At 60.5% G+C, this 25,230-nt stretch carries 21 protein-coding genes and 1 tRNA gene; 15 read left to right on the forward strand and 7 right to left on the reverse strand.

The genetic code is table 11. The features are described 5' to 3' along the window. Window positions 1–55 precede the first annotated feature (55 nt). The 4 genes from ilvA (at window position 56) to HUS57_RS03735 (ending at window position 5,579) form a co-directional block, all read left to right on the forward strand. Window positions 56–1,312, forward strand: a complete 1,257-nt coding sequence (gene ilvA, locus HUS57_RS03720; RefSeq protein ID WP_173931574.1) for a threonine ammonia-lyase IlvA — start codon at window positions 56–58, stop codon at window positions 1,310–1,312. Between the two features lie 358 nt (window positions 1,313–1,670). Continuing rightward, a complete protein-coding gene (locus tag HUS57_RS03725; RefSeq protein WP_246727726.1) occupies window positions 1,671–3,029 on the forward strand; it encodes a DEAD/DEAH box helicase in 1,359 nt (452 codons plus the stop codon). A 140-nt stretch (window positions 3,030–3,169) separates the two neighbouring features. Beyond that, complete coding sequence (locus HUS57_RS03730; protein ID WP_173931575.1) at window positions 3,170–4,387, forward strand: MFS transporter; 1,218 nt, start codon at window positions 3,170–3,172, stop codon at window positions 4,385–4,387. 160 nt (window positions 4,388–4,547) lie between these two features. After that, complete coding sequence (locus tag HUS57_RS03735; protein ID WP_173931576.1) at window positions 4,548–5,579, forward strand: cysteine synthase A; 1,032 nt, start codon at window positions 4,548–4,550, stop codon at window positions 5,577–5,579. A gap of 17 nt (window positions 5,580–5,596) precedes the next feature. Here the strand turns inward: HUS57_RS03735 and HUS57_RS03740 are convergent, their stop codons facing one another. Together HUS57_RS03740 and HUS57_RS03745 are read right to left on the reverse strand one after the other, a co-directional pair. Beyond that, complete coding sequence (locus HUS57_RS03740) at window positions 5,597–6,514, reverse strand: alpha/beta fold hydrolase (RefSeq protein WP_173931577.1); 918 nt, start codon at window positions 6,512–6,514, stop codon at window positions 5,597–5,599. Then, the gene (locus tag HUS57_RS03745; protein WP_173931578.1) at window positions 6,460–6,822 is read right to left on the reverse strand and encodes a hypothetical protein; all 363 of its coding nucleotides are present in this window, start codon (window positions 6,820–6,822) and stop codon (window positions 6,460–6,462) included. The genes HUS57_RS03740 and HUS57_RS03745 overlap by 55 nt, the downstream gene beginning before the upstream one ends. 161 nt (window positions 6,823–6,983) lie before the next feature. Between HUS57_RS03745 and HUS57_RS03750 the strand changes: the two genes are divergently transcribed. The 3 genes from HUS57_RS03750 to HUS57_RS03760 all read left to right on the forward strand — a co-directional run bounded on the left by HUS57_RS03750 (window position 6,984) and on the right by HUS57_RS03760 (window position 9,304). After that, window positions 6,984–7,721 carry an alanyl-tRNA editing protein gene (locus tag HUS57_RS03750; protein WP_173931579.1) on the forward strand — a complete coding sequence of 246 codons (738 nt, stop codon included), beginning with the start codon at window positions 6,984–6,986 and terminating at the stop codon, window positions 7,719–7,721. A 165-nt stretch (window positions 7,722–7,886) separates the two neighbouring features. Next, window positions 7,887–8,732 (forward strand): 3-mercaptopyruvate sulfurtransferase, encoded by an 846-nt coding sequence (sseA, locus tag HUS57_RS03755; protein ID WP_173931580.1) that lies wholly within the window; start codon window positions 7,887–7,889, stop codon window positions 8,730–8,732. Next, the gene (locus HUS57_RS03760; RefSeq protein ID WP_173931581.1) at window positions 8,729–9,304 is read left to right on the forward strand and encodes a GNAT family N-acetyltransferase; all 576 of its coding nucleotides are present in this window, start codon (window positions 8,729–8,731) and stop codon (window positions 9,302–9,304) included. Before sseA ends, HUS57_RS03760 begins: the two co-directional genes overlap by 4 nt. A gap of 87 nt (window positions 9,305–9,391) precedes the next feature. Here HUS57_RS03760 and HUS57_RS03765 read toward each other — a convergent pair. The 4 genes from HUS57_RS03765 to HUS57_RS03780 all read right to left on the reverse strand — a co-directional run bounded on the left by HUS57_RS03765 (window position 9,392) and on the right by HUS57_RS03780 (window position 14,505). Next, window positions 9,392–9,467, reverse strand: a tRNA-Glu gene (locus HUS57_RS03765). Window positions 9,468–9,898: 431 nt separating this feature from the next. Continuing rightward, complete coding sequence (locus HUS57_RS03770) at window positions 9,899–10,840, reverse strand: DmsC/YnfH family molybdoenzyme membrane anchor subunit (protein WP_173931582.1); 942 nt, start codon at window positions 10,838–10,840, stop codon at window positions 9,899–9,901. A gap of 6 nt (window positions 10,841–10,846) precedes the next feature. Then, complete coding sequence (locus HUS57_RS03775; RefSeq protein ID WP_173931583.1) at window positions 10,847–11,581, reverse strand: 4Fe-4S dicluster domain-containing protein; 735 nt, start codon at window positions 11,579–11,581, stop codon at window positions 10,847–10,849. Continuing rightward, window positions 11,578–14,505: a molybdopterin oxidoreductase family protein gene (locus tag HUS57_RS03780; protein ID WP_281409279.1), complete on the reverse strand. Its 2,928-nt coding sequence runs from the start codon at window positions 14,503–14,505 to the stop codon at window positions 11,578–11,580. The genes HUS57_RS03775 and HUS57_RS03780 overlap by 4 nt, the downstream gene beginning before the upstream one ends. A gap of 256 nt (window positions 14,506–14,761) precedes the next feature. Here HUS57_RS03780 and HUS57_RS03785 point away from each other — a divergent pair, with 256 nt between their 5' ends. The 8 genes from HUS57_RS03785 (at window position 14,762) to mgtE (ending at window position 23,743) form a co-directional block, all read left to right on the forward strand. After that, a complete protein-coding gene (locus HUS57_RS03785; RefSeq protein ID WP_173931584.1) occupies window positions 14,762–15,667 on the forward strand; it encodes a LysR substrate-binding domain-containing protein in 906 nt (301 codons plus the stop codon). A gap of 45 nt (window positions 15,668–15,712) precedes the next feature. Next, entirely contained in the window at window positions 15,713–16,894 is a 1,182-nt protein-coding gene (locus HUS57_RS03790; protein WP_246727727.1) for an alanine--glyoxylate aminotransferase family protein, read from the forward strand. Window positions 16,895–17,074: 180 nt separating this feature from the next. Next, complete coding sequence (locus HUS57_RS03795; protein WP_173931585.1) at window positions 17,075–18,685, forward strand: ABC transporter substrate-binding protein; 1,611 nt, start codon at window positions 17,075–17,077, stop codon at window positions 18,683–18,685. A 24-nt stretch (window positions 18,686–18,709) separates the two neighbouring features. After that, window positions 18,710–19,699, forward strand: a complete 990-nt coding sequence (locus HUS57_RS03800; RefSeq protein ID WP_173931586.1) for an ABC transporter permease — start codon at window positions 18,710–18,712, stop codon at window positions 19,697–19,699. Further along, complete coding sequence (locus tag HUS57_RS03805; protein ID WP_173931587.1) at window positions 19,696–20,529, forward strand: ABC transporter permease; 834 nt, start codon at window positions 19,696–19,698, stop codon at window positions 20,527–20,529. The genes HUS57_RS03800 and HUS57_RS03805 overlap by 4 nt, the downstream gene beginning before the upstream one ends. Beyond that, the gene (locus tag HUS57_RS03810; protein WP_173931588.1) at window positions 20,526–21,314 is read left to right on the forward strand and encodes an ABC transporter ATP-binding protein; all 789 of its coding nucleotides are present in this window, start codon (window positions 20,526–20,528) and stop codon (window positions 21,312–21,314) included. The genes HUS57_RS03805 and HUS57_RS03810 overlap by 4 nt, the downstream gene beginning before the upstream one ends. Continuing rightward, window positions 21,314–22,096 (forward strand): ATP-binding cassette domain-containing protein, encoded by a 783-nt coding sequence (locus HUS57_RS03815; RefSeq protein ID WP_173931589.1) that lies wholly within the window; start codon window positions 21,314–21,316, stop codon window positions 22,094–22,096. Before HUS57_RS03810 ends, HUS57_RS03815 begins: the two co-directional genes overlap by 1 nt. Window positions 22,097–22,369: 273 nt before the next feature. After that, entirely contained in the window at window positions 22,370–23,743 is a 1,374-nt protein-coding gene (gene mgtE, locus HUS57_RS03820; protein ID WP_173932264.1) for a magnesium transporter, read from the forward strand. Between the two features lie 31 nt (window positions 23,744–23,774). On the opposite strand, the gene HUS57_RS03825 is transcribed toward mgtE, so the two are convergent. Further along, complete coding sequence (locus tag HUS57_RS03825) at window positions 23,775–25,016, reverse strand: MFS transporter (RefSeq protein WP_173931590.1); 1,242 nt, start codon at window positions 25,014–25,016, stop codon at window positions 23,775–23,777. Window positions 25,017–25,230 lie beyond the last annotated feature (214 nt).

A 25,230-nucleotide genomic window follows, 5' to 3' on the forward strand; every position in this document is an offset into this window, starting at 1 on the left:
AAACGCGACAACGTCAGGACCCGCGGCCAACAGATCTTTTTTTAGGGAGAATGAGATGAACGCGTTTGTCCAGCGCGTTGACCAGGCTGCGGAAGCTCTGCGCGAACTTTTCCCGGCGACGCCATTGCAGGAAAATGACTATCTCTCCCGCAAGACCGGTGCGCGCGTCTTCTTGAAGCGCGAGGACCTTTCGCCCGTTCGTTCCTACAAGCTTCGTGGAGCCTTCAACTTCATGCGCAAGGCGATTGCGGAAGGCGCCGGAAAGGAAGGCTTCGTCTGCGCCTCCGCCGGCAATCATGCGCAAGGCATGGCCTTCGCCTGCCGTCATTTTTCAGTCAGGGGCACCGTTTTCATGCCCACGACCACGCCGCAGCAGAAGATCGAAAAAACGAAGCATTTCGGCGGCAGCTGGATCGAGGTGCAACTTCACGGCGATTTCTTCGACGAATGCTATCAAGCGGCTCTCGATTATTCATCGGCGCGCGGGGCGCTGATGGTGCCTCCCTTCGACCACCCGGACATCATCGAGGGACAGGCGACAGTTGCCCATGAGATTGCAGAGGAGATGGGCAACTCCCTGGAAGGAGCGCTTGTCGTCCTGCCCGTGGGGGGCGGGGGGCTTGCAGCAGGAGTCACTCGCTTCTTGCAGGGAATCGAGGCGGAAGCGCGGTTCGCCTTCGCCGAGCCGGCCGGCGCACCGAGCTTTGCGCAAAGTCTTGCTGCCGGCCGCCGCGTGAAACTCCCGCAGGTCGATAATTTCGTCGATGGGGCGGCGGTAGCGGAGATTGGTCGCGAACCCTTCAAGCAACTTAGGAAATTTTCGTCAGAAAGCATTTATTTGGTTCCGGAAAACCGCCTTTGCTCGACCATAACCGAGATGCTGAATGTCGAAGGTATCGTGCTCGAGCCGGCAGGAGCGCTTGCCATAGATGCGTTCAAGGATTTTCAAGCCAAGGAGTTGCACGGCCGCACGGTGGTAGCCATCATTTCCGGCGGAAACTTTGATTTCGAGCGGCTTCCAGAAGTGAAGGAAAGGTCGCTACGGTATAAGGGGCTAAAGAAGTACTTCATCTTCCGTTTTCCGCAGCGCCCCGGCGCGCTGCGCGATTTCCTCGAGCTTCTCGGCCCCGAGGATGATATCACCCGGTTTGAGTATCTGAAGAAGTCGGCACGCAACTTCGGTTCGGTTCTGATCGGCCTTGAGACCAGGGATCCGCGCAACTTCGCGGTGCTTTTACGCCATTTCGACGAGGCGGGGTGGGCCTATCAGGACATCACTGACAATGAAACCATCGCGAATTTCATCATCTGAACACAAAGAACAATGCCTGCTTCCGGGCGAACGGACAGAGCCGGCCCACTGCAGATGAGATGGCAGCTACGGTGACGCGATCTTGCACCGCACAATTATCTGTTTGCTATTTCGCCTTCCATGGGCCATATGAGCCCCATAGGCGCATGGGCCGGGCGTCCGGCTTTCTCCACCGAGACTGGTTGCGTCTGTCTCCCTAACATCCTTCAGGATTGCAGGCGGGAAAAGCCCCGAGGCGGAATGTTTCGGGCGCGACAGCGCAGCCGTGCGGAATATCCCGCCGCCTTGTCGTTTCATCAAATCAATAGTCAGGCAGGTTGCGCCCTGTCGATCTGAATGCGCCTTCCCTAGGCAGCACATGAGAGAAGAATTGAATAAAGAACTTGATAGAAAGTCGGAGGGCTTTGCCCGCCTTGGTGTTGCGGGCACCCTTTTGAACGCGGTGACCGCCGCCGGCATGACCCAGCCCAAGCCAATTCAGGAACAGGCGATTCCGCCGTTTCTGGCAGGGCGCGATATTCTGGGCGTGGCGCAGACCGGTTCAGGAAAGACAGCGGCTTTTACAATCCCCATACTGTCCCGCATCATTGGCCTCGGCACAAAGCGCCGACCTCGAACCGCCCGCGCATTGGTGCTCGTCCCGACACGCGAATTGGCTGTGCAGATCGAGAAGGTCGTGCGCGAGCTTGGCAAGGGCGCGCATATTTCGACAGCTCTGGTGCTTGGAGGGGTTTCCCGTCATAGCCAGGTGAAGCGCATGGCGCAGGGCGTCGACATCTTGATTGCCACACCTGGACGACTCACCGACCTTGTGCGCGAGAAAGAAGTGGTCTTGTCAGAAACCACATGGCTGGTCCTCGACGAGGCGGACCGCATGCTCGACATGGGCTTCATCAACGATGTGCGGCGCATCGCCAAGGCTACGCATCCGGCACGCCAGACGGCTCTCTTTTCGGCGACCATGCCGCCCGAGATTCAAAAGCTCGCGGCAGGTCTGCTGAGGGACCCTCTGCACATCGAGGTTGCGCCGCAAGGCACTACGGCTGCGGAAATTCGCCAGTATGTTGTGATGGCTCGCACCAGGCAGAAGCGCAAGGTTCTGTCGGACATGCTGGCGGACGAATCCATGCGTCAGGTCATTGTTTTTGCGCGTACCAAACATGGCGCCGACAGGGTGACCCGTGACCTTGAACGAGACGGCTTTGAGGCAGCAGCCATTCATGGAAATAAGTCCCAGAATGCGCGTCAGAGGGCGCTTGAAGCCTTTCGCGTTGGCAAAGCACGCGTGCTGGTGGCGACCGACATCGCGGCTCGCGGGATCGACGTGCCGGGCATTACCCATGTGGTGAATTACGATCTTCCGGACGAAGCGGAAAGCTACGTGCACCGGATCGGCCGCACGGGCCGCAACGGTGCTACGGGCGAGGCGATCACGCTTTGCGATCCGGACGAACGAAGCAAGCTGCGGCAGGTGGAACGGGTGATCCGCTGCCGCCTTGCCATTTTGAAAGACGTGACGGGCGAGCCGGATCCGGTTCGCTCTCCTCAGCCGGGTACCGCGCATGATGCAATGGAACGTCCGCAAGCTGTGGAAGTCCGTGGCAAGAAGAAAAGCGACGAGAAGGAGCGGAGCAGTTCCAAACAGCGTTGGCGCAAGCGCGGTGGCCGCAACGGAGTAGCTTCCCGTCCCGGCCGTATGGCTTCACGGGCGGCCTGATGCGAACTGGACGCTTGCCTGGCGCAGGCGTCCTCGCATGGTTGCAGCAAGCCGGCGCTCCCTTTCCTCTGCGCGGCACGATTGTCTGTCGCAAGGCTCTGCGCTAGCAAAGGCAGATCCGCGAAAGGTGAGGGGGGCACATGGCCGGGATCGGTGCGCTTGCAATTGGCTATGTTCTATCGCAGTTCTACCGTTCCTTTTTGGCGGTGCTTGCCCCGACGCTGACGGAAGATCTCGGCGCTACAAGGGCTGATCTGTCGACGGCGTTTGGCGTCTGGTTCGCTTCATTCGCGCTGATGCAGTTTGCCGTCGGCGTCTGGCTGGACCGCCATGGTCCACGCCGCACCAGCTCAATGCTGCTTGCACTTGGCGGCGGGGGCGGTGCCTTTCTCTTCGCAACCGCTACCACGCCGGCAATGGTGATCGTTGCGATGGCTCTTATCGGTGCCGGTTGCTCGCCGGTACTGATGGCTGCCATGTTCATCTTCGCCAAATCATTTGCGCCATCGCGGTTTGCGATGCTGGCTTCATGGCTGGTCGGCGTCGGTACATTGGGCAATATCGTAAGCGCCTCGCCGCTTGCCGCCGCTGCTGAAATTTGGGGGTGGCGCGGGGTGATGGCAGGCCTTGGCGCGTTCACGCTGCTGGTCGCGGCGGCCATCGTCATCTTTACGCGCGACCCGGACCGGCTGGAGGGAGGAGGCGATTCCAATGCTGGTCTTGGCGGCTATCTGCAACTGCTGAAAGTGCGCCATCTTTGGCCGATCCTGCCGCTCACCGCCATTTCGTATTCCGCAGCGGCGGGCATTCGCGGCTTGTGGGCTGGACCCTACCTGGCGGACATTTACGGGGCGGATGTGATTCTAATTGGCCAGGTTACGCTCCTCATGGCGATTGCGATGGCTGTGGGCTCCTTTATCTATGGCCCTGTGAGCACGTTTCTGGGTACGCTCAAATGGCTGGTGGTGGCCGGAAACGGGATTACTCTCATAGCCATTCTCTGGCTGTCCGCTTCTCCCTCGGCGGGGTTAGCAGCAGCCAGTTTTTTGCTTGTGGCCATCGGTCTTTGCGGCATGACCTTCAGCCTCCTGATAGCGCATGGAACCACGTTCCTGCCGCCGCATCTTACGGGACGTGGCGTAACGCTGCTCAACTTTTTCTCCATTGGCGGAACCGGGGTGATGCAGTTTGCAACCGGCGGTATTGTCGCCGCCGCAGCGGGTCTTGGCGATTCTGTTGCGGTCTACAGCCTTCTCTTTGCCTTTTACGCGGCGCTGCTTTCCATTGGCCTGCTCGTCTATCTTCTCTCCAGGGATCCGGCTATGCAGCAGGTGGCGCAAGGCGAGGGCAGAACTTAGGTCCCATTCCTCCCACGGGGAGGCAAAGCATTTGTCCTTTCAAGCACAAGCAGGGAAAAACATGAGCTTGTCAGGCGGCGCGCCGATTTCTAGGTTCTATCAAATTGCCCCGAACATGCCCGTCTTGTCCGGGCGTGGAGCTCAAGCAAGGATTCGCATTATGCACCAATCGGTGATCGATACTATCGGAAACACGCCTCTTATCCGCCTCAGGCGGGCATCCGAGGAAACCGGCTGCGAAATTTATGGCAAGGCCGAATTCATGAATCCGGGCCAGTCGGTGAAGGACAGGGCGGGGCTGTTCATCGTCCGTGATGCGGAGAAGAAGGGCCTCCTGAAGCCCGGCGGTGTGATCGTGGAAGGAACTGCGGGCAATACGGGAATTGGGCTGACCGTGGTTGCCAAGGCCCTGGGCTACCGCACCGTTATTGTTATCCCCGAGACGCAGAGCCAGGAGAAGAAGGACGCGCTGCGCGTTCTGGGCGCCGAACTGATCGAGGTACCGGCGGTGCCCTACCGAAATCCCAACAATTACGTGAAGCTTTCCGGCCGGCTTGCCGAGCAGCTTGCGCGCGAGGAACCCAATGGCGCAATCTGGGCGAACCAGTTCGACAATATCGCCAATCGGGAAGGCCATGTACGCACGACGGCCGAGGAGATCTGGAGGCAGAGCGCTGGCAAGGTGGACGGCTTTGTCTCGGCCGTCGGCACGGGCGGGACGCTCGCCGGCGTCAGTGAAGGGCTGAAGGCCAGAAATCCGGCAGTCAAGGTGGCGCTGGCCGACCCGCTTGGTGCGGCGCTCTACAGCTACTACACGACGGGCGAGCTGAAGTCCGAAGGCAACTCCATTACGGAAGGAATCGGGCAGGGGCGGGTGACCGCGAATCTTGAAGGCTTCCAGCCAGATTTTTCCTACCAGATCCCGGACGAGGAGGCGCTGCCGATCATCTTCCGTCTGGTACAGGAGGAAGGGCTATGCCTCGGTGGTTCCACGGGCATCAATATTGCAGGCGCCATTCGCCTTGCCAGGGAGATGGGGCCAGGGCATACGATCGTTACCGTGCTTTGCGACTATGGCACGCGCTACCAGTCCAAGCTCTTCAATCCGGCCTTCCTGCGGGAGAGGGACCTTCCGGTCCCGGAATGGATGGAGCAAGAACCGCAGATCGCCATTCCTTACGAGGCCGGATAGGCGGGTTGGGGAACCGCCTACTCGGTTCCATCGGGCCGCAGCTCCGGAAGCTTGTCGCAATCGTCACCAGGACTGGCACCCGACAGCCGCGCGGAAATCCACTCCGTGGCTTGCGGAGCGCTTTCGGTCGCGATCTTGAGGTGATCCAGGCCTTTGCCAAGGTGGAAAGTCACGGGAATTCCGCTGCTGCAGGCGGATTCGGCGAATGAAGCGGTTACTTGCGGTAGAACAAGCGAGTCCGCTGAGCCTTGTGCAATGAAGAGCGGTTTGCCTAGGCTGGTGGCATCAGGGGTGTTCTGCGCAAGGAGCGTCTTCCAAGGTTCTGTCGTGGTGAGATCGCCATGAAGGAAATCATGGTCGATGAGCCATTCTCGTGCGAGCATCACCAGGCCTTCCAAAGGACCTTCCAGGCAGTCGGCGGCGATCCTGTCGATGGCAGAAGCGGCATGCCTATCCAGCAAAGGTGATAGCGGCGCATCATAAACCCTGTTCCATGACCACATGGCAAAGGCGGTCATCACCTTGCCGGCCTTGCTGTCAAGGTCATCGCTTAGGAGCACTGCCAGGTTTGTTGCCGGTGCGGCCGCTGCTATCCCGGCCAGCGAAAGCTCCGGCGCGTAAGAGGGGGCAAGCTGGCCCGCGAAAAGCGCGGCATGTCCGCCCTGTGAATGTCCCCAGACAGCGAATCTGGCGGCCGCGGCGGCTTCCGGGATGCGGTTTGCAGCACGGACCGAATCAAGCACTGCCCGCCCTTCGCTTACGCCTACCAGATAGGGATGGGGTGAGGCGGTTCCGAGTCCGGGATAGTCCGTCGCGGCAACGATGTAGCCGCGTGCAAGAAGCAGTTCGAGGCCCGGAATCTGCGTGGAGAAACTGGCGCTCAAGGAAGGCGCGCAGCGGCTCGCCACGCCGGTGGTGCCATGCGCCCATGCCACACGACGGGCCGCCCGCCTGCAGGAGCGGCGCCGCCAGGGGCGATAATCACGCCGGAAACGGGAATAGCCTTTCCCGTCATGTCTGTGGAGACATAGAGCACCCGCCATGCCTGGGCACCCTGCGGCGCATCGTTAAAGGGTTCAATCCGCAGAATGTCTCCCGGCGAGCCGGTGATCTCCTCTGCCTCTACTTGATAGAAGGCTCCAGGTTCGGAAGGCTCCGTCCAACCGCCTGCCAAAAACGCTGCGGTAATGGCCAAAGCCGGTAGCATCCAGCCAACATTTGACCGCTTTTTGTATTTTGCCATGATCCTCTTCCTGAATTCCGCCGGCCAGCTTCCCGGTCGTAGCTTTCCATCGGCTTAACGCAAAATGCCAAGGCATTCTGTTCCCATCTGTGAGAGACCCGGTTATGAACGTAGAGTTCCCGTCCGACTCCTTCAGCCGGTGGGCGCCGTGGAGTAAGCCGATGCACACCGAAGCGCTCTTTCGCGACCAGCCCTATCTGGAGCAAGCCGAAGCTTTGGTCCTACATATCAATGATCACGGGGGCATCGTGCTCAATCGGACCGTTTTCTATGCCACTTCGGGAGGACAGCCGGGCGACACCGGCATGTTGCTGCGGGCCGATGGTTCGCCCGTTCCGATCGCCACGACAGTTACGGGAGAGTCAAAGGATCACATCATCCACGTGCCATCTGCGGGAAGCGAACTGCCGGAGATTGGCGAGACGGTGACGGCAGCCATTGATTGGGGCCGCCGTTACCGGCTTATGCGCATGCACACGGCCTGTCATCTGCTTTCGGTGATCTGCCCGTTTCCGATCACGGGAGCGGCCGTGGACGAGGCAGATTCACGAGTCGACTTTGACCTGCCAGACTCCGGCTGGACAAAGGAGGAGGTAAGCCAACGGCTGTCGGAACTGGTTGAGGCCGATCATCCGGTCTTCACGCGTTGGATCAGTGAAGAGGAACTGGACGCCAATCCCTTGCTCGTCAAATCGAAGAATGTGCGCCCGCCAAAGGGCGCGGGGCGAATCCGGCTTGTATGCATAGGCGAGAATGCATCGGTAGACAGTCAGCCATGCGGCGGCACCCATGTGGCCACCACCGCTGAGGTGGGCAAGATCCATATTGGCAAGATCGAAAAGAAGGGGCGGGAGAACCGCCGCTTTCGCATCCGCTTCGGGCCGTTGCCCGCCAACTAGTTGTGCGTTCGCGCGAGATGCAGAGCCCACTTTGGCGCAGGTGGATGCCAGGATGTGATCTAGATAGGTGCAGCCGAAAAGCCTTCTGTCTTGCTCTCTTTGCTCCGCTCCTATCTATTTGTGAACCGTTGGACAGATGAGAACCGTATTCCAGGGATGGTTCGCATGAGTGAGAAAAGTGCGTTCGTGGTCTCCGCAGACTGGTTGGAGGAGAGGCTTTCCACGCCTGGGCTGTCGATCATTGACGGCTCCTGGTACCTTCCAGGCCGCAACGCACGCGCGGACTATGAAGCGGCCCACATTCCTGGCGCCATCTTCTTTGACCAGGACCTCGTGGTCGATCCCGATACGGACTTGCCGCATGCGCTGCCAAGTCCGGCAACCTTCCAGCGTCATGCAAGCTCGATGGGAGTAACGGAGGACGACACCATCGTCGTCTATGACGGGCCGGGCATGTTCTCCGCGCCACGCGTGTGGTGGATGTTCCGAGTGATGGGCGCGCAGAAGGTGTTCCTGTTGGATGGGGGCTTTGACCGTTGGCGCGCAGAAGGGCGGCCAGTGACTAGCGAGGCAACCAAGATCGCGCCTTCAGCGTTCAAGGCGAGATTCGATGGCAGCCACGTCACCTCGCTGGCCGAGATGCGGGAAATTGTAGAAACGCGTTCGGCACAAGTTGCGGACGCCCGTTCGCCCGGCCGCTTCGCTGGCACGGAACCGGAGCCTCGCCCCGGGGTACGTTCCGGCCATATGCCCGGCGCGCGCAATTTCCCGGCGGGAACTTTGTCGGAGAACGGAAGCCTCTTGCCACTTGACCAACTGCGCAGGCGGCTGGAAGACGCCGGCATTGACCTTTCCCGCCCGGTAGTTACCACCTGCGGGTCGGGCATAACGGCAGCCGTGTTAAATCTTGCGCTGGAATCTCTCGGCCATAACGACCACAGGCTCTATGACGGCTCCTGGAGCGAGTGGGGCGCCCGCGATGACATGCCAGTAGCGGCGGGGCCACAATGATCGGCCGGATTTCTGCGACGCGCCGGCGCATGCTGCGTGCCACCGTCACGCATCTACGCATGGCCACCCCGCCACGACATTACCCGCATCCGCCTATTGGAATGCCCTTGTCAGTGTCAAGATGCCGCTCGATCCCGCTGCATTTCTACCGCTATCTTTATGATCGCGTCGGTCGCGATTGGCATTGGACGGCTGCGCTCACCCTTTCCGACAAACAACTTGAGGAAAGGCTTGAAAGCCCGCGCACTGACATCAATGTGCTTTATCTCGATGCCTGTCCGGCCGGTTTCTTTGAATTGCGGCTGTTGAACGAGCAGGACTGCAGGCTCGTGCATTTCGGCCTCATGAGACATGCTATCGGCCGCGGAATCAGCCGCTGGTTCCTGGGTGAGGCAATTCGAACGGCCTGGAAGCATGAGCCTGAGGTCGTATCCGTGGAAACCTGCACGCTGGATCATCCGGCAGCGCTTCCGCTCTATCAAAAAATGGGCTTTTCTCCTGTCTGGCAGAAAGACGAGTACGTCACCGAAATATCACCGGAGGTTAGGACAGCGGTCATCCTGCGCGATTAGGCGGGATTTTCGGTTTTTCCATAGTCGGGACGGACTGGCGCAAAGTGCCAGCTAATCAGGGCAGTAGGAAGTGCTCTAAAGGGGAGGTGGTACGCCCAACGGGACTCGAACCCGTGTTTCCGCCGTGAAAGGGCGGCGTCCTAGACCGCTAGACGATGGGCGCAATCGATGACGAGGGCCTTATAGAGAGCTTCGTCGGCTCGGGCAACCCGTCTTTGCCGCCTTGCAACGTTTTTCCGCTTCAACCTCGTACATACCTAACATAGGGTACAAGAAATGAGAATGTAAGCTGTTGAAGCTTATGCGGTCCTTGAAGAAAGGCCACTGTCGGTTCTGCACCGTCATGGATCGGCAATGCCGCTCATCGTTGAGCAGGCGAGCCTTGCCATTTTACGTTGATGTACCAGAAAATGCTTCTGTTACTTCAAGCGTGATTCTGGGCTGGAGTGTCGATTTAATCATTTGCGCCAGAGCATCCGCGCGGCACCAACGGCTCGATCGTTTCCCATTGATCGTCACGAAGAGACCTTCCAAAGCTAACCTCCAAAAGTCAGCTTTGAATATGATTGCTCCCAGACAGGGAATCACCACGGCCTAATAGCCGTAATAAAGGGTTACCGTATGCCTTGCCTCGGCGAAGAATAACCAGCGCTCCACCAGCAATCCGGCGAGTTGAGAAAAGGCGGCGAGCACCGAAGCAACGAGTACCGCTGGCGCGGGAAGTACAAGGCACAGAGCAAGAAGGAATGACGGCAAAGCGAAGGCCAGCAAGTGCACGATGCCACGCAGGCGCCGGGTATGTTTGCGCGCAACCCGGTAGCCCATCTCCTTCAGAAGGTAGTTCTCCTCTGTATGTGGCCACTCCAGTGAGCGGACCGTTCCGCCGGGAAGCCCGGTGGCGGTGTTCGCGCTGGCGGGCGGGGCGCTTGCGTCAACACTGCGCCAGGCGGCAATCTTGATTAGCCAGCCTGCAAGGATTGCAAGCAGCGCAAGAGAAAACGTCCATGGCGATCCGACGCCGAATATCCAAAGAAGGGCATTGAGCAGCACGAATCCGGACATGATCGAGAAGACCAGATAGGCCGGTAGCGTGAAGCGGTTGTGCCATTGCGCGATCGGTCTCAGGGAGGCGTAGATCATTGCCGTCATGCAAACGGTGATGAGCGCGCCTGTGGCCGCAAGAAAGCCGGAAAGCGCCACCCAGCCGTCCAGGCGCCCGAGAAGCACCCAGCCAGCCGCCAGGGCAGCAGTCGGCAGATAGGTCGATGCCGCGGCCACCGCCTCGCGCGAAAGCCACGACGAGCGCCATTGAGTAAAGGCCCACAACGCCCGTTCAGGTCGACCCAGATGCCACGCTGACGAGAGGAGCCCTGCCGAAACGAGGCCGATGGCGAGGCCGAGGGATACAAGCCCGAAAGCCCTGCCTTCCGGCAGGATGGCGCCAGGAGCTGCGACGCCAAGGCCCAAAAGGGCAAGGAGGCCATAGCCCGCGCCCGACGCCGTGGTGAAGAAGATGATGGAATAGGCAGGATGCAAGGCTTTCTACCGGGAAAGTACGCGATCGACCCAGGCGAGGAACCCACCTTCCGGGAACGCGGCCTCAAGTGGAGGAGCGGAAACGGCGGCACCTTTGCCTGAATAGGCGCGCGGGGGCAGGTACTTGTTCGTGGGCCGATAGCCAAGTTCCGGCATCAGGTCGATACCCTCGCGCTCTTCCACCAGGCGCGAAATGGACGAATCGGGATCCCCTAGATCGCCGAAATGGCGCGCGCTGGTGGGACAGGCAGCAACACAGGCCGGTATGCGGTCCTCCTCGGGAATGTTTTCATTATAGATGCGGTCGATGCACAGCGTGCACTTCTTCATCACGCCCACATCAGCGTCAAACTCGCGCGCACCGTAAGGACAGGCCCAGCTACATAGCTTGCAGCCGATGCACTTGTCCTCATCGACAAGAACGATGCCGTCAGACTGGCGCTTGTAGGAGGCACCTGTGGGGCAGACCGTCACGCAGGCTGGCTCGGCGCAATGAAGGCAGGAGCGCGGAAAATGCACAGTCCGGCATCCGCTCTCCGTCTCGTGCTCGTAGGAGTGAACGCGGTTGAACCACACCCCGTCCGCCCCCGCGCCATAGGGCGAAAAATCGGTGAGGGGCGCCATGTGTCCGCCCGTGTTCCACTCCTTGCAGGAGGTCACGCAAGCGTGGCAGCCCACGCAGGCGTCAAGGTCGATGACAAGCCCAAGCTGCTTGTCGGTATGGGCGGGATAGGAAGTCATCTGGATCGCTCCTTGCGGAATTTGGAGCCGTAGGAAAGCTTGTCAGGCCCTTCATCGAGCCCTGGCGGCAGCGGCAATGCGTCGAACCGGGGCGCCGCAAGGCCTTCCTCTCCGGCCGCGCATTTTCTCAACCTGACCCTGAGATCGAACCAGGCGGCCTGTCCGGTCACCGGATCAGAATTGGAGTAACGCTTGCCGTCGCTATAGGCAGGCAAGAGGTCGCCGATAGCGTGGTTGAGCAGGAATCCGTGATTGGCCTCGGGCGCATCCTCCTTCAGGGCCCAGGCGCCTTTGCGCTTGCCGATGGCGTTCCACGTCCAGACGGTCTGCGCGTTGACGCCCTCAACGAGTTTCACCTGCCCCTTCACGCGCCCGTTCACGCTCTCGATCCACACCCAGTCGTCGTCGGCAAGGCCAAGCGCCCCTGCCGTCTCCCGGTGCACGAAGAGGCGGTTCTGACTGGTAATCTGCCGCAGCCAGGCATTCTGTGATCCCCAGGAGTGATACATGTGCATCGGCCGTTGGGTGAGTGCATGCAGGGGGAAATCATCCAGCCTGATTGCCGCTTCCTCGAAAGGCGCATACCAGAAGGGCAGGGGGTCAAAATAAGCTTCGATGCGCCGCCTTTCATAAGGCGGCGGAAGCACCGGGCCGTGGCCTCGGGCGGCGAGCCGGAACTTTTGCAAGGGTTCCGAATAAAGCTGAAAGATGACAGGCTCGGGCTTGGCTATGAAGCCCATCCGGGTGGCAAGCTCCAGATAGGAGCGGTTGGCCATCTTGTAATAGCGCTGATCGTCCGCCAGTCGATGGTGCCAGAAGCCGCCATTCTCCTTGTAACGTTCGAGTTGGTTCGGGTTAGGCTCTCCCTTCCCGTAGTAAGCGCCATCCCTGCCGCGCCAGCCTGCAAGAGGGCCTATGCCCTGGGAGCGTTCGTGATTGACGATATAATCCGCATAATCGCGGTATCTGGCCGAACCGTCTTCCTTCACGAAGCCCGGAAGGCCGAGACGTGCGCCAAGGTCGATCAGCACCGTCTGGAACGGCCGCACGTCGCGATCGGGCTCCACCACCGGGTGGCGGATGGCATCGGCCGGTCCGTCGGCATCGCTGATCGGCCGGTCGAGCAGGCTGATGCAGTCATGCCGCTCCAGATAAGTCGTATCCGGCAGGACAAGATCGGCATACGGCACGGTCTCGGAATAATAGGCGTCGGAATAGATGATGAAGGGGATGCGGTATTCGCCATGCGCGTCGCGGTCGGTCAGCATGGTAATGGTCTCGGCCGTGTTCATGGACGAGTTCCAGGCCATGTTGGCCATGTAGAGAAAGAGCGTGTCGATTGCGTAGGGATCATGCGCCCAGGCGTTGCGGATCACCATGTGCATCATCCCGTGGGCGGCAAGCGGCGCCTCCCACGAATACGCCTTGTCGATGCGCACCGCCTTGCCTTGATCATCGACCAGCAGGTCCTCCGGCCCGGACACGAAGCCGAGCGGCATACCGCCGAGCGGCTCAGTCGGCCGGCCGCCGTCCTTGCCTGCCGGCTTCGGGCCGGGCGGAGCCGGCTTGGGATAGGGCGGCTTGAAGCGGAAGCCTCCCGGTACATCCACGGAGCCGATCAGAACCTGCAGCAGATGGAGGGCGCGGCAGGTGTGAAAGCCGTTTGAATGGGCGGAGATGCCGCGCATGGCATGCATGGAGACGGGGCGTCCCTTCATCGTCACGTGCTGCCGTCCGGTCCAGTCTGTCCACGACACTGGCAGTTCAATGGCTTCCTCGAAGGCGACATGAGCAAGTTCGGCCGCAATGCGGCGGATCGTGTCCGCAGGCACGCCGCAACGCGGTGCGGCCACATCCGGGGAATAGGCGCGATCGAGATAACGCTCAGCAATAAGCTGGAAGACAGGTACGCAGTTGCGCCCGCCTGCCGTCACCCAGCCGGCCATTGCGGGCACAATGCCCGTCGCACCCAGCGGGGCTGGTCCGCCCCGCTTCTTGTCCCAGACCACCACTTCGCCCGCTTCGTCCCGCAGGAAGAGCCCGTCATCCGCTGCGTCCTTCTCGCTGATGACAAGAGCCGGAGCATTTGTGTAACGAGCCAGATAATCCAAGTCGACCTTACCGGATCTCAGAAGCTCATGGACAAGGGCCATAACGAAAAGCCCGTCCGTGCCGGGGCGTATGCCGACCCACTCATCGGCAATGGCGCTATAGCCCGTGCGGCAGGGATTGATCGAAACGATCTTTGCGCCGCGCCGCTTGAGATTGCCGAGGCCGATCTTGATCGGGTTGGAACTGTGATCCTCAGCCACGCCGAATAGCATGAAATATTTGGTATGCTCCCAGTCAGGCTCGCCGAATTCCCAGAAGGAGCCACCAATCGTGTAGAGCCCGCCTGCCGCCATATTGACCGAGCAGAAGCCCCCATGGGCGGCAAAGTTGGGCGTGCCGAACATCGAAGCCCACCATCCTGTCAGCGATTGCGACTGGTCGCGCCCGGTGAAGAAGGCGAGCTTCTTCGGGTCCGTCGCCCTGATCCGGCCAAGCCGCTCGGTGGCGATTGACAGCGCTTCTTCCCATTCGATCTCGCGGAACTCGCCGGACCCGCGGGGACCGGTACGCAAAAGCGGCTTTCTGAGCCGGGCCGGACTATAATGCTGCATGATTCCAGCGGCGCCCTTGCCGCAAATCACGCCGCGGTTCACCGGGTGATCCCGGTTGCCGTTGATGTAGCGCACCTTGCCGTCCTGCAGATGCACCTCGATGCCACAGCGGCAAGCGCACATGTAGCAGGTGGTCCGTTCGACGCGCTCCCCAACCCTGGCCGAGGTCTCGACGCCGTCACCTTCCATAGGTGCACGGGTATTTTCCAGGGGTCGCTGCGACGGCCAGGAGTTCGCCCCGCGAAAGCGTTCAGCGTTCACGGTTTGCCGCTCGCTTCGGTTCGTGCGTCTTGGCAAGTGCCTTCGTACATGGGCCCGGCATGCAGCAAATCTCCCGGCGGTAACAGCCGCGCAAGAGTTGCCTCTTTCAGACGCAATGTGAACGCTTTCAGAATGTGTCCGACGCGGCAGGCAGACATGAACTCTCAACCCCCCAATCAAGTTCTAACATGGTCAACTTAAATCGATCCGTCTAATAGATGTATATTGTAACTTTCATCTCTTGACGCGATCATTTATGAATCTTGACCAACTGCGGATCTTTGTCGCTGTAGCTGAGCGCGAACATGTCACGCGAGCGGCAGAAGCTCTTGGCCTTTCCCAGTCCGCCGCCTCGGCCGCGATCAAGGCATTGGAAGCGGCAAGCGGAGTCAAACTTTTCAACCGCGTGGGGCGCAACGTCGAGCTTTCGCGCGCGGGCGCCCGCTTTCTGCCGGAGGCCCGGGCTGTTCTGGAGCAGGTGGCCACGGCGCGTCAGGCGCTCGAAAGTGTGGCCCAGACCATCGCCGGAAGCGTGTCTGTCGCGGCGAGCCAGACCATTGCCAGCTATTGGCTGCCGCGCCGCCTGGCGGCGTTTCATGAACGCCATCCGGCCGTCCGCCTCGATGTCAGCATCGGCAACACGCGTCAGGTTGAGGCTGCGGTTCTGGATGGGGCGGCCGATGTTGGCCTTGTGGAAGGACGAACTCATGCCGACCTTCTGAAGCGTGTTGCGCTTGGTACTGACAGGCTCATGCTGGTCACAGCGGCCGGATTGGGTGGCATCGACGCACTGCCGGAAGGGGAGGTGAACCTTTCTACATTGAAGTGGGTTGTGCGCGAAAGCGGTTCGGGTACAAGGGAGGTGCTGGAAGACCTGATGGCCCAGCAGGGCGGATCTATCGATGATCTTTCGATCTTTCTTGTCCTGCCCAGCAATGAAGCCATCATTCATGCCGTCGAAGCAGGCGCGGGCGCGACGATCATATCCGAGCTGGCGGCTGCCACCGCACTGGAAAGGCGCACGGTCCGCATACTGCCTTTCGACATTCCGCCGCGTGAGTTCGTGCTGATTGTCCACCGCGACCGGCAGCCAACCCTTTCTCAGGCCGCGTTCAAGTCCTTTCTTGTCAGCGGGGGAAAGGAGGAGCAGCCAAGCCGCTGAATTCTGCTACAACTGGTCTTGTGCCGGCATGACGGGGAGGAAGGAATGCACTATCGCAGCCATGAGCAGCCTGTCATCATGCTGACAACCGGGCCGGTTGAGGCATATCCGGAGGTCTTGCGCCGCCTTTCACGCCAGGTTCTCTATGATCACGACCCGGCTTTTCAGGCTCTTTATGAAAGGGTAGTAGAAAAGGCACGTCAGGCAATGCGGCTTTCGGAGCGTCCCGTGATCCTGCAGGGCGAGCCGGTGCTGGGACTTGAGGCAGCGGCGGCTTCGTTGATCGAGCCGGGTGACACGGTTCTGAATCTCGTGTCGGGTGTCTATGGAAAGGGTTTTGGCGGCTGGGCAAGACGTTATTCGCCCAATCTTCTGGAGATCGAAGTGCCCTATAATGAGGCTATCGATCCACAGGACGTGGCGAAAATACTGCGCCAGCATCCCGAAATTAGCGTGGTTAGCGTGTGCCATCATGATACCCCTTCAGGCACCCTCAATCCTGTCAACGAAATTGGCGCGCTTGTCTCTGCTCATGGCGCATACCTCATCGTGGATGCCGTTTCCTCTTTTGGCGGGATGGATACTCATCCCAGGGCATGCCATGCCGATCTCTATGTTACGGGGGCTGCAAAATGCCTCGGTGCAACCCCGGGGCTCACGCTCCTGGGGGTGAGCGATCGCGCCTGGCTAAAGATGAAGGCCAACAGGATGGCACCCCGCGGATCGGCGCTCAGCATCGTTGACTGGGAACAAGCCTGGTCGCCCGAAAGACCGTTCCCGTTCACACCGTCAATAGCCGAGATCAACGGGCTGGAAGCTGCGCTCGACCTTTATCTCGCAGAAGGCCCGGAGCGCGTTTGGGAACGTCACGCGCTGACGGCGCGGGCTACGCGGGCGGGCATCCGCGCTATGGGGCTTTCGCTCTGGCCCGCCTGCGACGGGATTGCGTCGCCCACGACCACTGCCATCCGCGTACCCGATGGAATTGACGAGGAATCTTTGCGGCGGATCGCGCGGGAGCGCTATGGCGTCCTGTTTTCCGGAGGGCGTGGTGCGACGGAAGGAAAGCTCACCCGCATCGGACATATGGGACCGGCAGCACAGCCCATTTTTGCTATTGCCGCGCTTTCCGCCTATGTCGGCGCACTGTCTTCGCTGGGCCATCAGGCTGCGCTTGGAACGGGCATGGAGGCGGCGATGGCCGTGATCAATGGCGACGCCGAATGAAGAGGCAGCTATTTTGCCGGCATTATTTTTCAGAAAGCCGAGAAGCAGAAAAACTTTGGCTCTGGCAGGTCAATTTTTGCTACATTCAACGCGGTGTGAAAATGCAAACCAAGCGAGAATGGCCAGCGCAGGGAACTATCGCAATCCATGTGCTTCAACGCCAAGATGAAGGGGTCTTCCATGTTCCGCTTTTCACTCTCCAGGCGGGCGCTTCTTTACCCGGTCGCTCTGACGATCGGGCTTGCCATCCTTCCGCTTTCTCCTGCCGCGCAGGAAGCTCCCGAAGGAGGCCGGCTCGTTGTCGCGGCCGATTCAGAACCGCGCGATCTCAATCCGGCTGTTGTGGCTTCCAACGGTGTTTTCTTCATTTCCAGCAAGGTGATAGAGCCGCTTGCGGAAGCATCTTATGAAGGCGAAGATGGCTTGGAGCCACGACTTGCGACCAGTTGGGAGGGCTCTGAAGACGGCCTCTCCTTCACCGTGAATCTGCGCGAAGGTGTCACCTGGCATGACGGCGAACCTTTCACGTCGGCTGACGTCGCCTTTTCCGCCCTTGAGGTCTGGAAGCCTTTGCAGAACCTCGGCCGCATCGTCTTCTCCAGTCTTGAGGATGTGGAAACCCCGGACGAGCATACAGCGATCTTCAGGTTCTCCGAGCCTACCCCGCCGCAGATGATCATGAAGGCAATGCCGGCTGTTACCGCCGTTCTGCCCCGGCACATCTATGAAGGCAAGGACATCGCCACCAACCCGACCAACACCCAGCTTGTCGGCACCGGGCCTTTCAAGTTTGCCGAGTACAGGCCGGGCGAATACTACCGGCTGGTGAAGAACGAGAACTACTGGAGCGAAGGCGAGCCGCAGCTCGACGAGATCATCTTCCGGGTGCTGCCAGACAGATCTGCGGCGGCTTCTGCGCTTGAGGCGGGTGAAATCCATCTTGCTGCATTTTCGCAAGTGCCCTTGGTGGATTTGGAACGCATCGGGCAAGTGCCCGGGCTTGAGGTGATAACGGAAGGATATGAAGCACTAACCTACCAGCTCGTGGTGGAGATCAACCATCGTAACGAAGCCTTGGCCGATCGGCGCGTAAGACGGGCGATCGCTCACGCAATAGACAAGGATTTCGTGGTGGACACGATCTTCCTCGGCTATGCCGCCGCGGCGACCGGTCCCGTGCCGAAGAATGCACCGGAGTTCTACAATCCGGACGTTCCCGTCTACGACTTCGACGTGGAGAAGGCGAACGCGCTGCTTGACGAGGCGGGCTATCCGCGCGGCGATGACGGAACACGCTTCTCCCTACGGCTGCTTCCCGCCCCCTTCTTCGCCGAGACGCGCCAGTTCGGCGACTATCTGCGCCAGGCACTGGCTGAAGTCGGCATCCGGGTAGAACTGATCAACAATGACACGCCGGCGCATATAAAGGCGGTCTACACCGATCATGATTTCGACATCACGGTGAGCCCACCGGTTTTCCGCGACGACCCGGCAATCTCCACCACGATCCTCGTCCGCTCCGGCATACCCAATGGCGTGCCCTTCTCGAATCAGGGCGGCTACGAAAATCCCGAACTCGATGCCCTCATCGACGAAGCGGCGACCACCGTGGATACCGCCGAACGCGTCGCGCTCTACAACGAATTCCAGCGTCTCGTCGTTGAGGAACTGCCGCTCATCAACGTGGCCGAATGGAGCTTTACCTCCGTGGCCAGCGAGAAGGTGCTTAACGTTGGCAACAATCCGCGCTGGGTGGTTTCCAACTGGGCCGACACGGCTCTCGAACCCTGATGTGAAAAGCTTTTTGACCCTCCCATGCATCGGGCCCTGAAGCTGGTCAGAAGGCGCGCGCTCAGCAGCATCCCGGTGCTGCTGATCGTTGTCACCGGCACTTTCTTCCTGCTCGAATCGGCTACCGGCGATGCCGTCGACGCGTATCTGGTGTCGCTGGGCGGAGGAGACGCCGAACTTGCCCGCAATCTTCGCGAAACCTATGGGCTGGACCAATCGGCCTGGAGCAGGCTCTGGCTTTATGTTTCGGCTCTTGCCCGGTTCGATCTGGGCTGGTCCGTCGCCTTCAACCGGCCGATCCTTGACGTCATTCTGGAAAGGTTGCCAAACACCCTTCTTTTGATGGGCAGCGCCACGGCGCTGGCATTCCTGCTCGGCAGCCTGCTTGGTATCGTCGCTGGCGCGCGGCCGGGCAGCGGTGTAGACCGGCTTCTTTCGGTGGGTTCGCTTGCGTTATACGCTGTTCCAAGCTTCTGGCTCGGACTTGTGCTCATTCTCCTTTTTGCCGTGCAGCTTCGTTGGTTCCCCACTGCCGGTATCGAGAGCATTGCATCGGGCAAGTCCGGCTTTGACCGCGCGGTCGATATCGCGCGCCATCTGGTGCTTCCGGTCTGTGCGCTGGGCTTCATCTATCTGGCACTTTTCCTGCGCATGATGCGAGCGGGCATGGCGGAGATCTGGCGACAGGATTTCGTTCTGGCGGCGCGTGCGAAAGGGCTTGCACGCCGGCGCATCGTCTTAAGACATATTGCGCGCAACGCGCTTCTTCCCCTCGTCACCATGCTCGGCCTTCAGGCCGCCGCCATGCTGGGCGGCAGCGTGGTAATAGAGAGCGTATTCGCCATTCCGGGATTCGGACGGCTTGCCCAGGAGGCTGTCGCGGCCCGCGATGCACCGCTTCTCATGGGCATCATCGTCATGAGCGCCATACTGGTCATTCTGGTCAACCTCCTGATCGACCTGGCCTATGCGGCGCTCGATCCGCGGGTAGGGCAGGGGGAGCGGCGCACATGAGGGAGTTCGCCGCCCGGTTCATTCGCTCCCCAGAGGGTGTGGCGGGATTGGTTCTTACGACATGTCTTCTGGCGATGGCGCTTTCCGCGCCCTACCTTTTCCCGCGCGATCCGCTGTCGATCGTCGGCCGCCCGCTCCTTGCCCCTTTCGCTGACCCTGCTTTCCCGCTGGGAACGGACAGGCTTGGCCGCGACGTGCTTGCGGGGCTGATGCATGGCGCGCGCACCTCCCTGCTTGTCGGGATTTCCGCGGCAGTGGTGGCGATTCTGGCCGGTGCGATTGTGGGCACGCTGGCAGGCTTCTCTTCAGGCTGGTTCGACGAGGCCTTGATGCGCGTGGTCGATGCTTTCCAGATCGTGCCGGGTTTTCTTCTGGCACTTGCGTTCGTCAGCGTCATGGGTGCTTCGCTGCCGCTCATCGTGCTTGCAATCGCGCTTGGCGCCTGGACGGGTCCGGCGCGTCTTGCCCGTGCCGAAGTGCTTTCGATCCGCGAGCGCGATTATGTAGCCGCCGCTTGGGTGATCGGGATGCACCCTCTGGAGATCGCCTTCAAGGAGGTGCTGCCCAACGCGTTGCCGCCGGTGCTCGCCCTCGTCTCGGTCATCGTTGCGGGTGCCGTCCTGACGGAGGCGGCCCTTTCCTTCCTGGGTCTTGGCGATCCCAACATCGTCACCTGGGGCTCGATGATCGCCGAAGGCCGCAACGTGCTGCGCACGGCGCCCTTCCTTTCCATCGTTCCGGGCCTCGGGCTTGTTGCCATGGTGCTTGGCGTCTACTTGCTCGGTGAGGGTCTCGTGGAGGCGCTCGCCAGGCGCAGGATAAGGCAATGAGCAAGCCGCTTCTTCAGGTTCGCGATCTGTCCGTCGTTTATGGCAGGCGGAATGCGGCCACTCACGCACTTAGCACTGTCGATCTCGACGTTGCCGTTGGCGGGCGGCTCGCCGTCATCGGGGAAAGCGGCTCGGGCAAGACGACGCTTGCGCTTGCGCTTGCGAGGCTTCTTCCGCCCGAAGCCGTGGTTGAGGGCAGCATCGCATGGCCTGGCCTCGACCGTTCGCCTGTTGGCGGGCGCGACATCGGTTACGTCTTCCAGGACCCTGGATCGAGTCTCAACCCCGTCCTCACCATCGGTGAGCAGGTGAGCGAGGGTGCGCGACGGCATCTCGGCCTTAGCCGCGGCGCCGCGAAGAAGCGTGCGCTCGAGCTTCTGGAGCGGGTTCGGATTCCTGATCCCGAGGCGGCCCTTCGCGCTTATCCGCACCAGTTCTCCGGCGGACAACGTCAGCGTATCGCTATCGCTGCAGCCATCGCCGCCAATCCGCTTGTCCTGATCGCCGACGAACCGACGAGCGCGCTCGACATGGTCGTGCAGGCCGGTATTGTTCGTCTGCTCGACCGTCTCGTACGGGATGAGGGTATGAGCCTCATCCTCATCACCCACGATATCGCGCTTGCCTCAGGTTTGGCCGATGCAATCGCTGTTTTTCGCGACGGCAGGCTTGTGGAGACAGGTCCTACACCGCAGCTTTTGTCACGACCCGCAAACGCTTACACGCGGATGCTGATCAATTCTCACATCGATTTTACCTCGCCGCGGCTAATTGAGGCCGGCTGATGACAGCGCTCGTCCTGAAGGCGGAGGGGCTTAGCAAGACGTTTAGAAGCCATGGCCGGATCGTCAAAGCGCTGGACAACGTTTCGCTAGCGCTTGGACGTGGCGAGACACTTGGCCTTGCCGGCCCCTCCGGAAGTGGAAAATCGACGTTTGCCCGCGTGGTGCTTCGCCTCATCGCTCCCGATTCGGGCCGCGTCGAGATCGACGGGGAAGATTGGCTGGCGCTTGGTGGAAGACGGTTGCGTGCGCGCCGCCGCCATGTGCAGATGGTCTTTCAGGATCCGCTTTCCGCCTTCAACCCGAGGGCGACGGTCGGTGGTGTTCTTTCAGATCCATTGCGCATCCACGCTCTGGCAACCCGCAACGAAAGGCCGCACCTTGTCGATGAACTTCTGGAGCGCGTGGGCCTGTCGCCTGAGCTTGCCCGCCGCGCTATCCACGAGATTTCCGGCGGTCAGCGGCAGCGCGTCGCCATCGCCCGCGCCCTTGCCACAAGGCCCTCGCTCATCGTTCTGGACGAAGCGGTTTCCGCCCTTGACGTTTCCCTGCGAGGCCGAATCTTGGAACTCCTGGCTGGCATCCAGAAAGCCGAAGGAATTTCCTACATCTTCGTCTCCCACGACCTTGCCGCCGTACGAATCATCTCTCATCGGGTTGCCATCATGGATGAGGGACGAATCGTTGAAACGGGCCCAACCGAGTCCGTGATCAGCAACCCGCAGTCTGCCACTGCCCAGACGCTTGTGGAGTCGGTGCCGAAGCTTGCTCTGCGGCCGGAATGATTTTCGCACTTGCGCGTTGTGGGGCAGGCAGTTGTCTAAAACTTCCGGCTGGTGCGCGACATGCTTTGTGTTCCGCCTCGAGCCGCGCTACAGGTAATTGCGGCAGACGATAGGATCTATCGCAACGCAACTGCGTTGAAAAACAGTCGTTTATGCGGTTGTGGGGGCGGCAAACGTATTTGCTCCAGCACGGACCGTGCCGTGCCAGTTTGAATGCAGGAGGGCCCCTTGAGCGAGCCGGAAACGCAGGCGAATGAGAGCGGCCCCACCGAGATGCCGATGCATGGGATCTATGGCGAGGATGGCGCGGTCTCTGCTGCCTTTCTCGCGCATGTCGGCGCAGCCATTGCCGAGGGGAACACGGTTGCCCTCAAAGCCGATGTCGGTTCGCGGCACCAGTCTGAAATCGGCGATCTTCTGGAAGCATTGTCACCCGAGCAACGCCGGTCGCTTGTCAGTCTCATGGGTGCGGAATTCGACTTTACCGCCCTGACGGAGGTCGATGAGGCCATCCGCCTCGACATTGTGGAAAGCTTGAAGCCCGAGCAGATCGCCGAAGCCGTCCAGCAACTCGATTCCGACGATGCCGTCTATATTCTCGAAGACCTCGATCCTAGGGATCAGGAGCAGATTCTTGCGCAGCTCCCGTTCACCGAGCGGGTAAGGCTACGCCGCTCTCTCAACTATCCAGAGGAGACCGCTGGGCGGCGGATGCAGACGGAGTTCGTTGCCGTGCCGCCGTTCTGGACCGTCGGGCAGACCATCGACTATATGCGCGAGGATCAGAACCTTCCCGATTCCTTCTCACAAATCTTCGTCATAGACCCGACCTTCCGCCTCGTCGGCGCCGTCGACCTCGACCGGATATTGCGGACCAAACGTTCGGTGAAGGTCGAGGAGATCATGCGCGAGACGCGCCACGCCATTCCCGCTACCATGGACCAGGAGGAGGCGGCGAAGATCTTCGAGCAGTACGACCTGCTTTCCGCGGCCGTGGTCGACGAGAATGAACGCCTGGTCGGCGTCCTGACCATTGACGACGTGGTGGACGTCATTACTCAGGAAGCGGAGGAAGACCTGCTGCGCATGGGCGGCGTGGGCGATGAGGAACTATCCGACTCCGTACTTGCGGCGGGGCGTTCGCGCGTGCCGTGGCTGATGGTCAATCTGGTTACGGCCTTTCTCGCCGCATCTGTCATCAGCCTGTTCGATGCCAGCATACAGCAGGTGGTGGCGCTGGCTGTGCTGATGCCCATCGTTGCCGGCATGGGCGGCAATGCCGGGTCGCAGACCATGACCGTAACGGTGCGCGCGCTCGCAACCGGCGATCTCAGCATCTACAATGCAGGCCGCATTATCCGTCGTGAGCTGGGTGTTGGCCTTTTGAACGGTTTTGTCTTTGCAACCCTCATCGGCCTGATCGCCGGTATCTGGTTCGACAGCGTCACCATTGGCGGCATCATCGCTTCTGCCATGATCATCAACATGTTCGTCGCGGCCCTTGCCGGTATCCTGATTCCGCTGCTCCTTTCCCGGCTCGGGGCTGATCCCGCCGTTGCCTCGGCGGTTTTCCTGACGGCAATTACGGATGTGGTAGGGTTCTTCGCCTTTCTCGGCCTCGCCACATGGTGGTACGGGCTGCTTTGATCTCCCGCGCCAACCGTGCTCCGCATGAAATTCAAGCCTCCACGGTCGCAGCTGTTCTGCGCGAGCGAAGGAGGATCGTCAGCATCACTGTCACGTTGAGGATGTTCCAGGCGATGCCATTGATGAAGGCGGCGCGATAGGAGCCGGTGAGATCATAAATCCAGCCGGACATCCAGCCGCCAACGGCCATTCCGACGATGGTTGCCATGATGATGATGCCGACGCGCTGCCCGGCTTCATGGGCCGGCAGATATTCGCGTATGATGATGGCGTAGCAGGGTACGATGCCGCCCTGCGCCAGCCCGAATACCAGCGAAACAATATAAAGCGAGGTCAGCCCGTTGAAGGGAATGTAGAGCAGCAGGGATAAGCCTTGCAGTACCGAACCGATGAGGAGTGTACGAACGCCGCCGATATGATCGGCAAGAACACCCGACGCCAGTCGGCTGAGGATGCCGCCGGCCAGCATCAGCGAAAGCATCTCCGCCCCGCGAGCGACGCCATAGCCAAGGTCCATGCAGTAGGCAACGATGTGCACCTGAGGCATGGACATGGCGACACAGCAGGCAAGGCCGGCGACGACGAGCAGGCTTTGTAAAACGGCTGGCGAAAACGGAGGTGAGTCCGGCCGTTGGCGTATGCCTCTCTTTCTCGGCAGGTTCCCGGCGCTGGGTGCGGGCGGTCGAGCGCGCAAAAGAAGCGTCATAGGTACGATCGTGACGATGCAGAACAGGCCGATGCATAGGAAGGTCATGCGCCAGCCGATGTCCGGCAACATGAACTTCATCATTGTCGGCCAGACGACGCCGGCAGCGTAATTGCCGCTCGCGGCAGCCGCCACCGCCACCCCGCGATGCCGCTCAAACCAGTGGGAGATATCCGCGATCAGCGGGCCAAAGGCCGTTGATGCGCCAAGCCCGACAAGTGCCTGCAGAAAAACGAACTGCCAGAGCGATTGGGCGAAAGCGGAAAGGATAAAGCCGAGACCGAGGGAGACACCCGCCGCAGCCATGGGGATGGCGATTCCTAGGCGATCCACGTAGCGGCCGATAATGACGTTTCCTACCGCGAAACCGACCATCATCGAGGTATAGGGAAGGGAGGCTTCGCCTCGCACCACCGAAAATTCCGCCTGCACATTCGGGAGGGCTATGACGAAGGCCCACATGCCGACGCCGGCGATGGTGCCGAGCAGTATGCATATGCCAAGCCGCAGCCAGGCCTCCTTGTCGTCCGGCCTGCGCTTTTCGACCTCGGGGACGGGTTGCAGCATCACAGGCTCCTAGAGCAATTTCAGGAAAGGTGGATACCGGTTTCCGTCCGGAGTTGCGAAAACAAAGGTTCGGATCATAGCTTCGATGAGATCCTGAAACGATCTAAAAGCGTACGATAAGCCATTCATAAAGGGCTTCCGCAACAGAGCATAGAGCCACGGGCGGCAACCGGCTGTCCTTGGGCCGGCAAGCCCTTCGTGGGGGAACGATCAA

Origin of the sequence: Chelativorans sp. Marseille-P2723 (genome assembly GCF_902809845.1) — a bacterium.
Lineage (GTDB): Bacteria > Pseudomonadota > Alphaproteobacteria > Rhizobiales > Rhizobiaceae > Chelativorans.

What these genes read in the sequence shown, in the direction of transcription:
- ilvA (WP_173931574.1), top strand. Translation starts at nt 56, where the DNA reads ATGAACGCGTTTGTCCAGCGCGTTGACCAGGCTGCGGAAGCTCTGCGC.
- HUS57_RS03725 (WP_246727726.1), top strand. Translation starts at nt 1,671, where the DNA reads ATGAGAGAAGAATTGAATAAAGAACTTGATAGAAAGTCGGAGGGCTTT.
- HUS57_RS03730 (WP_173931575.1), top strand. Translation starts at nt 3,170, where the DNA reads ATGGCCGGGATCGGTGCGCTTGCAATTGGCTATGTTCTATCGCAGTTC.
- HUS57_RS03735 (WP_173931576.1), top strand. Translation starts at nt 4,548, where the DNA reads ATGCACCAATCGGTGATCGATACTATCGGAAACACGCCTCTTATCCGC.
- HUS57_RS03745 (WP_173931578.1), bottom strand. Translation starts at nt 6,822, where the DNA reads ATGGCAAAATACAAAAAGCGGTCAAATGTTGGCTGGATGCTACCGGCT.
- HUS57_RS03750 (WP_173931579.1), top strand. Translation starts at nt 6,984, where the DNA reads ATGCACACCGAAGCGCTCTTTCGCGACCAGCCCTATCTGGAGCAAGCC.
- sseA (WP_173931580.1), top strand. Translation starts at nt 7,887, where the DNA reads ATGAGTGAGAAAAGTGCGTTCGTGGTCTCCGCAGACTGGTTGGAGGAG.
- HUS57_RS03760 (WP_173931581.1), top strand. Translation starts at nt 8,729, where the DNA reads ATGATCGGCCGGATTTCTGCGACGCGCCGGCGCATGCTGCGTGCCACC.
- HUS57_RS03775 (WP_173931583.1), bottom strand. Translation starts at nt 11,581, where the DNA reads ATGACTTCCTATCCCGCCCATACCGACAAGCAGCTTGGGCTTGTCATC.
- HUS57_RS03785 (WP_173931584.1), top strand. Translation starts at nt 14,762, where the DNA reads ATGAATCTTGACCAACTGCGGATCTTTGTCGCTGTAGCTGAGCGCGAA.
- HUS57_RS03790 (WP_246727727.1), top strand. Translation starts at nt 15,713, where the DNA reads ATGCACTATCGCAGCCATGAGCAGCCTGTCATCATGCTGACAACCGGG.
- HUS57_RS03795 (WP_173931585.1), top strand. Translation starts at nt 17,075, where the DNA reads ATGTTCCGCTTTTCACTCTCCAGGCGGGCGCTTCTTTACCCGGTCGCT.
- HUS57_RS03800 (WP_173931586.1), top strand. Translation starts at nt 18,710, where the DNA reads ATGCATCGGGCCCTGAAGCTGGTCAGAAGGCGCGCGCTCAGCAGCATC.
- HUS57_RS03805 (WP_173931587.1), top strand. Translation starts at nt 19,696, where the DNA reads ATGAGGGAGTTCGCCGCCCGGTTCATTCGCTCCCCAGAGGGTGTGGCG.
- HUS57_RS03810 (WP_173931588.1), top strand. Translation starts at nt 20,526, where the DNA reads ATGAGCAAGCCGCTTCTTCAGGTTCGCGATCTGTCCGTCGTTTATGGC.
- HUS57_RS03815 (WP_173931589.1), top strand. Translation starts at nt 21,314, where the DNA reads ATGACAGCGCTCGTCCTGAAGGCGGAGGGGCTTAGCAAGACGTTTAGA.
- mgtE (WP_173932264.1), top strand. Translation starts at nt 22,370, where the DNA reads ATGCCGATGCATGGGATCTATGGCGAGGATGGCGCGGTCTCTGCTGCC.
- HUS57_RS03825 (WP_173931590.1), bottom strand. Translation starts at nt 25,016, where the DNA reads ATGCTGCAACCCGTCCCCGAGGTCGAAAAGCGCAGGCCGGACGACAAG.